Source organism: Flavobacterium sp. PL12 (assembly GCF_039123485.1).
Lineage (GTDB): Bacteria > Bacteroidota > Bacteroidia > Flavobacteriales > Flavobacteriaceae > Flavobacterium > Flavobacterium weaverense.
The window spans coordinates 14514-28729 of sequence record NZ_JBANDI010000006.1; the positions used below are offsets into that span (position 1 = coordinate 14514).

Consider the following 14216-nt stretch of genomic DNA (forward strand, 5'->3'; position numbering starts at 1 on the left):
TGCGTTTAAATTGTATAAGAAGGGGAAATTCCAAATTGAAACATTCGCTTTGGCACAGAGATTGAATCTTTTACCCTCTAGCAAATATTAGGTATTAAACACGGTTTATATGGTATTAGATTACTTTGAAACGGTATATTTGCTTAAATACTGATTTTTTTTAATGACAAAAAGACTTAAAATAATATATGTCAAATCACAAAATACTTACAATTGACAATCTGTCACTTCAAGAATTTGATTCTGAGGCAGATTTAATTCCACTTTTAACTCCTGAAGACGAGGAGGAAATGAATAATGAAGCTTTACCTGAATTACTCGCCATTTTACCTTTACGTAATATGGTTTTGTTTCCAGGAGTTGTGATTCCAATTACAGCAGGACGTGACAAATCTATTAAATTGATAAATGATGCCAACGCTGCAGGAAAAACGATAGGTGTTGTTGCTCAAATCAACGAAGAGGAAGAAGATCCAACGAAAAAAGATATTCATAAAATAGGAACCGTTGCGCGAATTTTACGCGTGTTAAAAATGCCTGATGGAAATATCACGGTAATTCTACAAGGGAAAAAGCGTTTTGAAATTGACTCTGTAGTAGATGAATTACCATATATAACAGCAAAAATAAAGGAAGTTCCTGAAAAAAGACCAAAGAAAAACGATACTGAATTTTTAGCAATACTGGATTCTGTAAAGGAGTTAGCAATCCAAATTATTAAAGAAAGCCCAAGCATTCCTAGTGAAGCTACTTTTGCAATAAAAAATATTGAAAGTCAATCTTTCTTGATAAATTTTGTTACTTCTAACATGAATTTATCAGTTAAAGAAAAGCAGGATTTACTTGCTATCAATAAACTAAAGGATAGAGCATTAGAGACGCTTCGATATATGAATATCGAGTTGCAAAAACTTGAATTAAAGAATGACATTCAGTCTAAAGTTCGTTTTGATTTAGATCAGCAACAAAGAGAATATTTTCTTCATCAACAAATGAAAACCATCCAAGAAGAGCTAGGCGGTGTTTCACAGGAAGAAGAGATGGACGAGATGTTACAGAAATCTTTGTCTAAAAAATGGGATGAAAAAACCAAAAATCATTTCGAGAAAGAATTGTCAAAAATGCGCCGCATGAATCCGCAAGCACCAGATTTTGGTATCCAACGAAATTATTTAGAATTATTTTTAGAATTACCTTGGAATGAATTTTCGAAAGATAATTTTGATTTAAAAAGAGCGCAAAAAATCCTTGATAAGGATCATTTTGGGTTAGAGGATGTTAAAAAAAGAATGATTGAGCATTTAGCAGTTTTGAAATTGCGCAATGATATGAAATCACCTATTATTTGTTTGACTGGACCTCCAGGAGTTGGTAAAACATCGATTGGACGCTCTATCGCCGAAGCTTTAGGAAGAGAATATGTTCGAATTTCTTTAGGTGGATTACGCGATGAATCCGAAATTAGAGGGCATAGAAAGACATATATTGGCGCAATGCCAGGAAGAATAATCCAAAGTTTAAAGAAAGCTGGAACGTCAAATCCTGTTTTTGTTTTAGATGAAATTGATAAATTATCAAACAGTCATAATGGGGATCCATCATCTGCGTTATTAGAAGTTTTAGATCCTGAGCAAAATAATTCATTTTACGATAACTTCCTTGAAATGGGATATGACTTATCTAAAGTGATGTTTATTGCGACATCTAATAATATGTCGGCAATTCAACCTGCTTTACAAGATAGAATGGAAATTATAAGAATGTCTGGTTACACTATCGAGGAAAAGGTAGAAATAGCGCGTCAGCATTTGTTTCCAAGACAATTAAAAGAGCACGGAATGACTACTAAAGATTTATCCATTGGAAAAAAACAGTTGGAAAAAATTGTAGAAGGTTACACTCGTGAATCTGGTGTTCGTGGACTTGAAGCAAAAATTGCACAAGTAATCCGTAATGCGGCAAAGTCACTCGCTATGGAAGAAGAGTATAATAAAAAAGTAACTGACGAGGACATTTTAAAAGTATTAGGTGTTCCAAGATTAGGGAGAGATAAGTACGAGACTAACGACGTAGCTGGTGTGGTAACTGGATTAGCATGGACTTCTGTGGGTGGAGATATTCTTTTCATTGAATCTTTACTATCTCCAGGAAAAGGAACAATGACTATTACAGGGAATTTGGGAACAGTTATGAAGGAATCGGCAACGATTGCATTAGAATACATAAAGGCAAATACTAAATTATTAGGATTAGATTCTGATATTATTTCGAAATATAATATTCATTTGCACGTACCAGAAGGAGCAACTCCAAAAGATGGTCCAAGTGCTGGAATCGCAATGTTAACTTCATTAGTTTCTTTGTTCACACAAAAGAGAGTGAGGAAAAACTTAGCGATGACTGGAGAGATTACATTGCGCGGAAAGGTTCTTCCTGTAGGCGGAATTAAAGAAAAAATTCTTGCTGCAAAAAGAGCAAACATCAAGGATATAATTTTATGTCACGAAAATAAAAGTGATATTAACGAAATTAAAGCAGAATATTTAGAAGGTCTTTCTTTTCATTACGTAAAAGAAATGAGCGAAGTCTTAGAATATGCTTTAACAGACCAAGATGTAAAAAATGCAAAGGTTTTGTAAATAAAAGAGCTTCCAATATTAAAATTCAAATTCCAAATCTTAATTTTTAAGAATTGGAATTTGGATTTTTTTTTGATTTAAATCAGATTTATAATTTTATCTTCGCAACTGCGTTTTACTTTCATAAATCGCACTTCAAAGAATGCTTAAAAAACTTTTATTATATCTTTTTCTACTTATTTGCGCTGCGTCATACAGTCAAATAGGAGGGAAGTATACCTATCAGTTTTTGAATTTAGTTACGTCGCCAAGGCAAGCCGCATTAGGAGGGAAAGTTGTAACGATTTACGACGATGATGTTAATCAAGTACATTTTAATCCTGCTACTATCAATGCAGAAATGGATAACCATTTAGCTTTGAATTATGGTAGCTATTTTAAGGAAGTCACTTATGGAACAGCATCCTATGCTTACACTTATGATCGTCATATTAACACTTTTCAAGCTGGAGTCAATTATGTGAATTATGGCAGCTTTGAGGGCTATGATGAAAATGGTCAATCGACATCATCATTTACAGGAAGTGAAATAGCACTTTCATTTGGTTATGCATACAACATTCCGTACACAAATATTCACGTAGGAGCTAGCGCTAAATTAATATCTTCAAGTTTAGAGTCGTATCATTCCTTTGGAGGTGCTTTAGATATTGGTGCTTTGTTCATTGACGAAAGAAATGACGTAAATTGGGCTTTAGCAATTAGAAATATAGGAACACAATTTTCTACATATAATGATGTTAATGAAAAGTTACCACTCGAAATTATCGCCGGTGTTTCTCAAGAGTTAGAAAATGTTCCCATTCGTTGGCATCTTACTTTAGAAAATTTGCAGCAATGGAATCTCAGCTTTTCGAATCCCGAAAGAGCAGAGTCATCACTAGATGGCGAGGTGAAGGCTGAAAAAGTTTCATTTGTAAATAATGCTTTACGACACGCAATAATAGGAGTAGAATTATTCCCTAAAAAAGCATTTAATTTAAGAGTTGGTTATAATTTTAGGAGAGCGGAGGAACTGAGACTTTTAGAACAGCGAAACTTTTCGGGAGTTTCTTTAGGATTCGGACTTAAAATGAATAAGTTAAAATTCAATTATTCCTACTCGAGATACACCTTAGCAGGAAATACAAGTCTGTTTGGATTAACAGTAAATTTTCAATAATATAAAAATTTAAATTTTGAATAAAAAAATTACTATCGCAATTGATGGGTTTTCATCGACTGGGAAAAGCACATTAGCAAAGCAAATTGCCAATCATTTAGGATATGTTTATGTGGATACTGGTGCAATGTATCGCGCTGTCGCTCTATTTGCAATGCAAAATGGATATATTACTTCTGAATTTTTTGATAAAGATTCTTTAATCAATAGTTTGCCTTACATAAAACTGCAATTCAAGTTTAATGATGCTTTAGGTTTTGGGGAAATGTACCTCAATGACGTGAACGTCGAAACTGAAATACGCACTATCGAAGTTTCTAGTTTTGTGAGCAAAGTTGCAGAGATTTCTGAAGTTCGATCTAAATTAGTGGAGCAACAAAAAGAAATGGGTAAAGACAAAGGAATCGTAATGGACGGCCGAGATATAGGTACTGTTGTTTTTCCAGAGGCAGAACTTAAAATTTTCATGACCTCAAGTGCAACTACTAGAGCGCAAAGACGTTATGACGAATTAGTAGCTAAAGGTGATAATGTGACTTTTGAAGAAGTTCTTAAAAACGTTGAAGAACGCGATTATATTGATACGCACCGCGCTGATTCTCCTCTTGTAATGGCTGAAGACGCTATCGAAATTGATAATTCTCACTTGGATAGAGAAGAGCAATTTCAGTTAGTTTTAGAAATCGTAATTGACGCTACTAAATCGATATAAATAGTTGCAGATATCATTTTTAATAGTAGATTTACGTCCTCTTATTTTTTAAATAAAAACAATTCATCTTATGGGAATTAAAAATAGATTGATAATAATGAGCTTTCTTCAGTTTTTTGTTTGGGGAGCTTGGTTAATTACAATTGCAAATTATTGGTTTGGCACCAAAGAGTGGGATGGAACGCAATTTGGATTGGTCTTTGGTACCATGGGAATTGCTTCATTATTTATGCCAACGCTAACCGGAATCTTAGCCGATAGATGGATAAATGCTGAAAAATTATACGGAATTCTGCATGTTCTTTACGCTGCCGTTTTATTCTACATTCCCCAAGTCACGAGTCCTGAAAATTTTATTTATATTATGCTTTTGGCAATGTGTTTTTACATGCCAACAATTGCGCTAAGTAACTCTATTTCATACACAGCACTTAAATTAAATGATGAAGATGTAATCAAGAGTTTTCCGCCTATCAGGGTTTGGGGAACGGTCGGTTTTATAGCAGCGATGTGGATTACAAATCTATCTGGAAGCAAAGCCACTGAATACCAATTTTATATTGCAGGTATAGCAGCATTAGTATTAGGTATTTACGCTTTTACTTTGCCAAAGTGTAAGCCACAGAAACTTACCAAAGAGAACGCATCGCTAATGGAAACATTAGGTTTAGAATCATTTAAATTGTTTGCTGATTATAAAATGGCGCTGTTTTTTATATTCTCTATGTTTTTAGGAGGAGCGTTACAGTTAACAAATGCGTATGGTGATGTATTTTTAGATGAGTTTAAGCATTTTCCTAAATATGCTGATTCATTTGTAGTAGAATATTCAACTATAATTATGTCTATTTCTCAAATTTCTGAGACCTTGTTTATCCTTGCAATTCCTTTTTTCTTGAAGCGTTTTGGAATCAAACAAGTAATGTTGATTAGTATGTTGGCATGGGTATTGCGCTTCGGACTATTTGCTTACGGGAATCCAACTACTGGATTATGGATGATTATAATGTCGTGTGTAGTTTACGGAATGGCGTTTGATTTCTTTAATATATCAGGATCACTGTTTGTAGAAACGAATACAGATCCTAAAAATAGATCTTCAGCACAAGGTTTGTTTATGATGATGACAAATGGTTTTGGAGCAGTTTTAGGAAGTTTCACTTCAGGATGGGCTATTGATAAATACTTCACAAAGTCTTTTAACAATACAAAAGATTTAGCTGGCTTTCTAGAAACAGAACCAACAAACTCTAAAATGACTGAGTTTATAACAAGTCAGGGAAATGCGATTTCAAGCGATGGCCTATTTAGTAAAGTAGTTCTAATGAAAGATTGGCATACGATATGGCTTGCTTTTGCAATTTATGCTTTAATTATTGCGGTGGCTTTTGCTATATTGTTTAAACACAAGCATGATCCAAAAGCGCTAGAAAATATCAGTCATTAAGAGCAGCCCGATAAATGGAAAGCCCGATAAATTTTTAAAAATTTGTCGGGCTTTTTTTTATATTTTTAGAATTGCAAGTTAATTTTGATTAGCCCCGATTGAAGCGGCATCCTTTTCAATAGTTTTCAGCATTTTAAAGGCTAGAAACTATAGAAAAGATAAAGCGGAAAGCGGGACTAGATTTCTTGAAAAGTAATAAAATTTGTGCTCCTAATAATCAATCAATTATACTGTTTACAAAGTTTTGTTATTTAATTTAAATGTGCTACTTTTGCAGTCCATTTGGTGAATAAGAGTTTCCTTTGGGGTTCAACTAATTATACAAACAACTTCTGCTGTTTTCTAGCACACTAAGAAACTCGAGAGAATACAGAATACAAATTTTTAATCAGCATGTCTGAACAAGTAAAATCACAAGAAGAGTTTTTAGCAAATTTTAACTGGCACAATTTCGAAGAAGGTATTGATGCTGTTGATCAAAAAAACTTACAAGAATTCGAAGAATTAGTTTCAAAAACTTTTATCGCTACTGATCAAGAAGAGGTAGTTGATGGAACTGTTGTTAGAATTACAGATAGAGACGTTATCGTTGATATCAACGCAAAATCGGAAGGTGTTATTTCATTAAACGAATTCCGTTACAACCCAGCATTAAAAGTAGGTGATACTGTTGAAGTATTAATCGACATTCGTGAAGACAAAACTGGTCAATTAGTTTTATCTCATAGAAAAGCTCGTACTATCAAATCTTGGGATAGAGTTATTTCGGCTAACGAAACAGGAGAAATCGTTAATGGTTTTGTAAAATGCAGAACTAAAGGTGGTATGATCGTTGACGTTTTCGGAATTGAAGCGTTTTTACCAGGATCTCAAATTGATGTTAAACCAATTAGAGATTATGACGTTTACGTTAACAAAATGATGGAATTTAAAGTTGTGAAAATCAACCACGAATTCAAAAACGTTGTTGTTTCGCATAAAGCGCTTATTGAAGCGGATATCGAAATTCAGAAAAAAGAAATCATCGGTCAATTACAAAAAGGTCAAGTATTAGAAGGTGTTGTTAAAAACATTACTTCTTACGGTGTCTTTATTGACTTAGGTGGAGTTGATGGATTGATTCACATTACTGACCTTTCTTGGTCAAGAATTAATCACCCATCTGAAGTTCTTGAATTAGATCAAAAATTAAATGTTGTAATCCTTGATTTTGATGATGAGAAAACAAGAATTCAATTAGGATTGAAACAATTAAATGCTCACCCTTGGGATGCTCTAGATGCTAAATTAGCAATAGGAGACAAAGTAAAAGGTAAAGTAGTTGTAATCGCTGATTACGGTGCATTTATCGAAGTTGCTGAAGGTGTTGAAGGTTTAATCCACGTTTCTGAAATGTCATGGTCTACTCATTTACGTTCTGCACAAGATTTCGTAAAAGTAGGAGATGTTGTTGAGGCTGTTATCTTAACTTTAGATAGAGATGACCGTAAAATGTCATTAGGTATCAAACAATTATCTCAAGATCCTTGGACTGATATCACTTCTAAATACCCAGTAGGTTCTAAACATACAGGTATCGTTAGAAACTTTACAAACTTTGGTATTTTCGTAGAACTTGAAGAAGGAATTGATGGATTAATCTACATTTCTGACCTTTCTTGGACTAAGAAAATCAAACACCCATCTGAATTTGTAAATGTTGGTGAGAAACTTGACGTAGTAGTATTAGAATTAGATGTTGACGGACGTAAATTATCTTTAGGTCACAAACAAACTACTGCTAATCCTTGGGATCAGTATGAAGATTCTTTCGCTGTAGGAACTATCCACAACGGTGAAATTTCTGAAATTGTTGATAAAGGAGCTACTGTAGAATTCGGAGATGATATCGTTGCTTTCATTCCTACTCGTCACCTTGAAAAAGAAGACGGAAAGAAATTGAAAAAAGGTGATTCAGCTGATTTCAAAGTAATCGAATTTAACAAAGAATTTAAAAGAGTTGTTGCATCTCACACTGCTATCTTCCGTGAAGAAGAAGAGAAAAATGTGAAAGCAGCTACTGAAAATACTTCTTCTGCATCTTCATCTACTAATAATGCAGCTGCTGCAACTTTAGGAGATAACAATGATGTATTAGCAGCATTGAAAGCTAAAATGGAAAAATCAGAGAAAAAGTAATTTCTTGAAATTTTTTGAATATAGAAAGCCTCACAGAAATGTGAGGCTTTTTTTTTAGTTATAAATAAACCTATTTTTTCCTACAACACTCTTTCTAGTTATTAGCTATCTTTGAGAATCTAGTATTAATTCTATTTTAATAAAAAGAAATGAAAAGAATAGCATCCATAATTACCTGCCTTATATCAATAGTGGTTTTTGCCCAAAAGGAAAATCTTGTTCAATATGTTAAACCTATCATTGGCACTCAGCGCATGGGTCACGTTTATCCTGGTGCTACATCGCCTTTTGGGATGGTGCAATTAAGTCCTGATACAGATACAATTCCTTATGCAGTAAACGGGAAATACAATCCAGATGTTTATAAATACTGCGCAGGTTATCAATATGACGATAAAACGATTGTGGGCTTTAGTCATACACATTTTAGTGGAACAGGTCATTCAGATTTGGGTGATTTCCAAATCATGCCAACTGTTGGAAAATTGCAATTAAATCCTGGAACAGCAGATAAGCCACTGTCTGGTTTTAGATCTTCATTTTCGCATAAAAATGAGGTCGCTGAAGCTGGCTACTATAAAGTAAAGCTCGATGATGATAATATTTTAGCTGAATTAACAGCAACTACAAGTGTTGGAATGCATCAATATACCTTTCCAAAAACTAACGATGCTCATATAATATTAGATTTAATGGCCGGTATTTATAATTATGAGGATAAAAATGTATGGACATTTGTGCGAGTTGTTAATGATACTTTAGTAACAGGTTATAAACAAACTAACGGATGGGGTAGGACAAGAACTGTATATTTTGCAATGAGTTTTTCAAAACCTTTTAAAGGTTATGGTCAGAAAAATTTTGATACGAAGCAAATCTATCGTGGTTTTTGGAGAAAATTTAATCAAGAACAAAATTTTCCAGAAATAGCGGGTAAAAAAATCAGAATGTATTTTGATTTTGATACAGAAGAAGATGAAAAAGTAAAAATTAAATTTGCTTTGTCACCCGTGAGTCAAAAAAATGCAATTGAAAATATGCAAAACGAGATACCAGATTGGGATTTTGAAAAAGTAAAACTTCAGACGCAAGAAAATTGGAATAATGAATTAAATAAAATTGTAATTGACGCTTCTAATGACAACAAAATTAATTTTTATACCGCAATGTACCATGCTTTTATTAGTCCAACGACTTATATGGATACTAATGGAGAATATAAAGGTTTAGATCAAGAGGTGCATAAAGCAGCTGGATTTACAAATTACACTACTTTTTCTTTATGGGATACCTACCGCGCGTTGCACCCTTTATTTAATTTGGTTCAAACTAATCGCAATAGTGATATGGTACAATCGATGATAGAACATTACAACCAAAGCACACTGAAAATGTTACCGATATGGAGTCACTATGCTAATGATAATTGGTGTATGAGCGGCTATCATAGTGTTTCTGTGATTGCAGATGCGATTATTAAAGGAAGTTACAAAGGTGATGCAAACAAGGCATTAGACGCTTGCGTAGCAACAGCACGAAAGCGAAGTTACGAGAATATTGGTGACTATATTGATAAGGGATATATTGCTGCTGAGAAAACAGATATTTCCGTTTCAAATACATTAGAGTATTCTTATGATGATTGGACAATAGCGCAACTAGCTGAAAAACTTAACCGACAAGATATCTACAATGAATTTATCAAACGCGCTGATAATTGGAAAAACAATTACGATGCTTCAGTTGGTTTTATGCGTCCAAAACTTGCTGATGGAACTTTTAAAAAGGAATTTGACGCATTAAGTACACATGGTCAAGGATTCATTGAAGGTAATAGTTGGAATTATAGCTTTTTTGTACCTCATAATCCTACGGCATTAATTGATACGATGGGAGGCAAAAGCATATTTACAAAAAAACTAGATAACTTATTTACTATGCATTTGCCAGATTCTTTCTTTGCGGAAACAGAAGATATAACCCGTGACGGAATTATTGGTGGTTACGTACATGGAAATGAACCTGCACATCATGTAGCATATTTATACAATTGGACATATCAGCCTTGGAAAACTCAGGCTCAAGTTCGAAATATTATGAAAATGCAATATAAACCGACGCCAGATGGTCTAGGAGGTAATGACGATTGCGGCCAAATGAGTGCTTGGTACATATTTAGTAGTATGGGTTTTTATCCCGTTGCGCCAGGTTCTTCTGAATATTCTATTGGAAGTCCATTGGTGAATAATGCTAAGATTAATTTAGAAAATGGTAAAACTTTTGAGATAGTAGTAAAAAATCAATCTGACAAAAATGTGTTTGTCAAGAATATTACATTAAATGGCAAACCTGTAAATAATTATTCTATTGACCATAGTGAAATTGTAAAAGGAGGGAAAATGATTTTTACGATGAGTAATAAACATAACTAGACTTAAACAGTATTAATTAACTTTAGATCGAAAATTGAAAATAATACTTAATTGAATTTTATGATTATTTAGAGCCTCACAACCGTGAGGCTTTTTTTATATAATTTCGTGGTATTTAGTAGCACAGCCATTTGCTTTCTATTCACTATTAGTCCCGCTTTGCGCTATATCTTTAATAAGGCTTGATGCCTTATTAAAGGATGCCGCTACAATCGGGGCTATTTGAGTATTTTTTATTTTCAGGAGATTAAAATATTTTGTTTATAAATATATGATATTCAGCAATTTGAAAAATACTTTCGTTTTTTTAAAACCAAACTCAATCTTAGTGCGTAAATGACTTTATATAACTTAAAAAAATAGATTATTATGAACACTAGAAAATTTTTATCAGTTGCTTTTATAGCATTAGTATTTGGAGCTACATCATTCGCTCAAAAAACAGTAATGGTTGGTGGAGCAGCGATGTATCCAACAAAAAACATCGTTGAGAACGCTGTAAATTCTAAAGATCACACTACGCTAGTTGCAGCAGTAAAAGCAGCAGGATTAGTTGAGACATTACAAAGTAAAGGACCATTCACGGTTTTTGCTCCAACAAATGCAGCATTTGATAAATTGCCAAAAGGAACAGTTGAAACTTTATTGATGCCAGAAAATTTAAAAATGTTACAAACAATATTAACGTATCATGTTGTTGCAGGAAAAATGAATTCAATGGACATAGCAAAAGCTATCAAAATGGGTAAAGGAAAAGCAACTTTGAAAACTATTAGTGGTGGTACATTAACAGCATGGATGAAAGGAAAATCGTTATACATCACAGATGAAAACGGAAAAAGCGCTAAAGTAACTATTGCTGATGTAAACCAATCAAATGGTGTAATTCACGTTGTTGACGCAGTGGTTTTACCAAAAAGTTAATTGTTGATTATAGGTTGGTGTTTTATTAGTTAAAAAGGCTCTGCAAAATTTGCAGAGCCTTTTTTGTATAAAAAAATCCCATTCACCGAAGCGAATGGGATTTCAAAAAAAAAAAAATTATCTTAAACTTGCTCCAAGTTCAGTTTCAAAATTATTTTGCAATTTACTCATGATTTTATCAATTTGAGTATCAGTCAAAGTTTTTGAACAATCTTGAATTGTAAAGCGTAAAGCGTATGATTTTTTACCTTCAGGAAGATTGTTTCCTTCGTATACATCAAATAAGCTAATGTCTTTTAAAAATGATTTCTCTGTCTGTTTTGCAACACTATAGATACTTTCATATGTTACACTTTGATCAATTAGTAAAGCTAAATCTCTAGTAACCTCTGGATATTTTGGAATTTCAGTGTATTTAATTTTAGTTGTAACAAGTTTTAGAATTAAAGCCCAATTAAAATCAGCGTAGAATACTTCTTGTTTAATTCCAAAGTGTTTCAAAATTGATTTTTTAACAACTCCGAGCTCAACTAATGTTTCCGTACCATATCCAATAGCGATTGCTTCTGAAAATACATCTGAAGTTGCTGGTACATTTTGTGTTTTTGAAATACCTAATCTCGAAAGTATTCCACTCACATATCCTTTAAACAAAAAGAAATCAGATGGCTTTTCTGCTTGAGTCCAACTCTCTTGATTTCTATCTCCAGTCAAAAACATACTTAGATGTTTTTTCTCTTCGTAACCAGCAAGATAGTTGTGGTAGGTTTTTCCGAATTCAAATAATTTTAAATCCGCATTCTTTCTATTGATGTTATAGGACACTGCTTCTAATCCTGAAAATAATAAGGACTGTCTCATTGTAGATAAATCAGCACTTAACGGATTTAACATAGTTACATTATGAGATGCATTTAATTCCGATGAAAGTTCAATGTATGAAGCTGTCGTCAAGGAATTTGCCATCATTTCATTAAATCCTTGAGAATTTAATTGAGTAGCAATTACATTTTGAACCTTATAATCTTCATTTCTAGGAGAATTAGAAACAGTAGCATTTACTTTTTTCGAAAAGTTAATATTGTTGTAGCCATAAACTCTTAGAATTTCTTCTATTACATCAATTTCTCTTTGTACATCTACTCTGTAAGCAGGAATTGTTAATCCTAATCCAGCGTCAGAAAAACTATTTACCTTAATATCTAAGGAAACTAATATTTTCTTGATTGTATCTTTTGGTAATTCTTCTCCAATAATTTTGGCTACTTTACTAAAGTTTAGAAAAACTGTAAAGTCTTCAATTTTCTTAGGATAAACATTAAGAACATCAGATGTGATTTCTCCACCTGCAACTTCTTGAATCAGCAAAGCTGCGCGTTTGAGAGCGTATTCCGTAATAGTTGGATCAATACCTCTTTCAAATCTAAAAGAAGCATCAGTATTTAATTGATGTCTCTTAGCCGACTTACGAATACTTATTGGATTAAAGTAAGCGCTTTCTAAGAAAATAGAAGTTGTGTTTTCTGAAACTCCTGACTTTTTACCACCAAAAACTCCTGCTAAACATAACGGACCTTTCTCATCACAGATCATCAAATCTTCTTCGTGCAATGTTCTTTCGATATCATCTAGAGTAACAAATTTAGTTCCTGCAGGAAGCGTTTGTACTACGATTTTACCGTTTATTTTTGATGCGTCAAATGCGTGTAGTGGTTGACCTAATTCGTGTAATACATAATTAGTAACATCTACAATATTATTTTTTGGATTTAATCCAATTGATTTTAATCTATTTTGTAACCAAGCTGGAGAAGGTTTAACTTCAATACCTGAAATAGTTACACCACAATATCTAGGAGCAAGCTTTGGCTCTTTGACATCAATGTCGATTTTTAGTGTTCTTTTATCAACTCTAAAATTACTAACAGAAGGTGTTATTAATTCGACATTAATACCTTTTTGCTGCATTCCTGCTCGCAAGTCACGTGCTGTTCCTAAATGACTCATTGCATCGGCACGATTTGGCGTTAATCCAATTTCAAAAACTTCATCATTTTCAATTTTAAAAACCGTCGCGGCTGGAGTTCCTGGAATCAATGCTTCATCGAGAACCATAATTCCGTCATGACTTTCACCTAAACCTAGTTCGTCTTCAGCGCAAATCATTCCGTGGCTTTCCTGTCCACGAATTTTTCCTTTTTTGATAGTAAAAGAAACTCCTTCTTTATCATACAATACAGTTCCAATTGTAGCAACAGGCACTTTTTGTCCCGCAGCAACATTGTCAGCTCCACATACAATTTGCAATGGAGTTCCTGTACCTAAATCTACCGTAGTTATTTTCAATCGGTCGGCATCTGGATGCTGAACGCAAGTGAGTACATGTCCAACAACAATTCCTTCTAATCCACCTTTTACGGATTGATATTTCTCAACAATTTCCACCTCAAGACCTAGATCTGTTAGCAAAGCTGCAGTCTCTTCTGATTTACAGTCTATTTTAATGAATTGCTTTAACCAGTTGTACGATATTTTCATTTTACGATTTTATTGAGAGTGCAAATATAAGGATTGCATACTGTAGAAAGAAACAAAATTTTTGCTTTTTTGTAACCATTTATAAAAATTTTGAGCCATTCCAAACAAATAATTGCTAAACAAAAAAGCAAATAAATGAGAATATATTAAGATAATAACTTTAAAAAAACACATTTGAAAATTT

General features: G+C 33.3%; 8 protein-coding genes. 7 read left to right on the forward strand and 1 reads right to left on the reverse strand.

The annotated features are described in order from the left end of the window. Nucleotides 1-188: 188 nt before the first annotated feature. The 7 genes from lon to RCH19_RS04375 all read left to right on the forward strand — a co-directional run bounded on the left by lon (nucleotide 189) and on the right by RCH19_RS04375 (nucleotide 11494). Nucleotides 189-2639, forward strand: a complete 2451-nt coding sequence (lon, locus tag RCH19_RS04345; protein WP_343022194.1) for an endopeptidase La — start codon at nucleotides 189-191, stop codon at nucleotides 2637-2639. 142 nt (nucleotides 2640-2781) lie between these two features. Continuing rightward, nucleotides 2782-3801: a type IX secretion system protein PorQ gene (porQ, locus tag RCH19_RS04350; RefSeq protein ID WP_343022195.1), complete on the forward strand. Its 1020-nt coding sequence runs from the start codon at nucleotides 2782-2784 to the stop codon at nucleotides 3799-3801. A gap of 16 nt (nucleotides 3802-3817) precedes the next feature. Next, on the forward strand, nucleotides 3818-4513 hold the full coding sequence (gene cmk, locus RCH19_RS04355) for a (d)CMP kinase (protein ID WP_343022196.1): 696 nt from the start codon (nucleotides 3818-3820) through the stop codon (nucleotides 4511-4513). Nucleotides 4514-4583: 70 nt separating this feature from the next. Further along, nucleotides 4584-5960, forward strand: coding sequence for a nucleoside permease (locus RCH19_RS04360; RefSeq protein WP_121925137.1), 1377 nt, complete (start codon nucleotides 4584-4586; stop codon nucleotides 5958-5960). Between the two features lie 393 nt (nucleotides 5961-6353). Further along, nucleotides 6354-8138, forward strand: a complete 1785-nt coding sequence (gene rpsA, locus RCH19_RS04365) for a 30S ribosomal protein S1 (protein ID WP_121925138.1) — start codon at nucleotides 6354-6356, stop codon at nucleotides 8136-8138. A gap of 149 nt (nucleotides 8139-8287) precedes the next feature. After that, a complete protein-coding gene (locus tag RCH19_RS04370; protein WP_343022197.1) occupies nucleotides 8288-10570 on the forward strand; it encodes a GH92 family glycosyl hydrolase in 2283 nt (760 codons plus the stop codon). Between the two features lie 369 nt (nucleotides 10571-10939). Continuing rightward, a complete protein-coding gene (locus RCH19_RS04375) occupies nucleotides 10940-11494 on the forward strand; it encodes a fasciclin domain-containing protein (protein WP_343022198.1) in 555 nt (184 codons plus the stop codon). 117 nt (nucleotides 11495-11611) lie between these two features. On the opposite strand, the gene pheT is transcribed toward RCH19_RS04375, so the two are convergent. Continuing rightward, nucleotides 11612-14032: a phenylalanine--tRNA ligase subunit beta gene (pheT, locus tag RCH19_RS04380; RefSeq protein ID WP_343022199.1), complete on the reverse strand. Its 2421-nt coding sequence runs from the start codon at nucleotides 14030-14032 to the stop codon at nucleotides 11612-11614. Nucleotides 14033-14216 lie beyond the last annotated feature (184 nt).

Coding starts and splice junctions, on each gene's coding strand:
- rpsA (WP_121925138.1), top strand. CDS start 6,354: ATGTCTGAACAAGTAAAATCACAAGAAGAGTTTTTAGCAAATTTTAAC.
- RCH19_RS04370 (WP_343022197.1), top strand. CDS start 8,288: ATGAAAAGAATAGCATCCATAATTACCTGCCTTATATCAATAGTGGTT.
- RCH19_RS04360 (WP_121925137.1), top strand. CDS start 4,584: ATGGGAATTAAAAATAGATTGATAATAATGAGCTTTCTTCAGTTTTTT.
- lon (WP_343022194.1), top strand. CDS start 189: ATGTCAAATCACAAAATACTTACAATTGACAATCTGTCACTTCAAGAA.
- porQ (WP_343022195.1), top strand. CDS start 2,782: ATGCTTAAAAAACTTTTATTATATCTTTTTCTACTTATTTGCGCTGCG.
- RCH19_RS04375 (WP_343022198.1), top strand. CDS start 10,940: ATGAACACTAGAAAATTTTTATCAGTTGCTTTTATAGCATTAGTATTT.
- pheT (WP_343022199.1), bottom strand. CDS start 14,032: ATGAAAATATCGTACAACTGGTTAAAGCAATTCATTAAAATAGACTGT.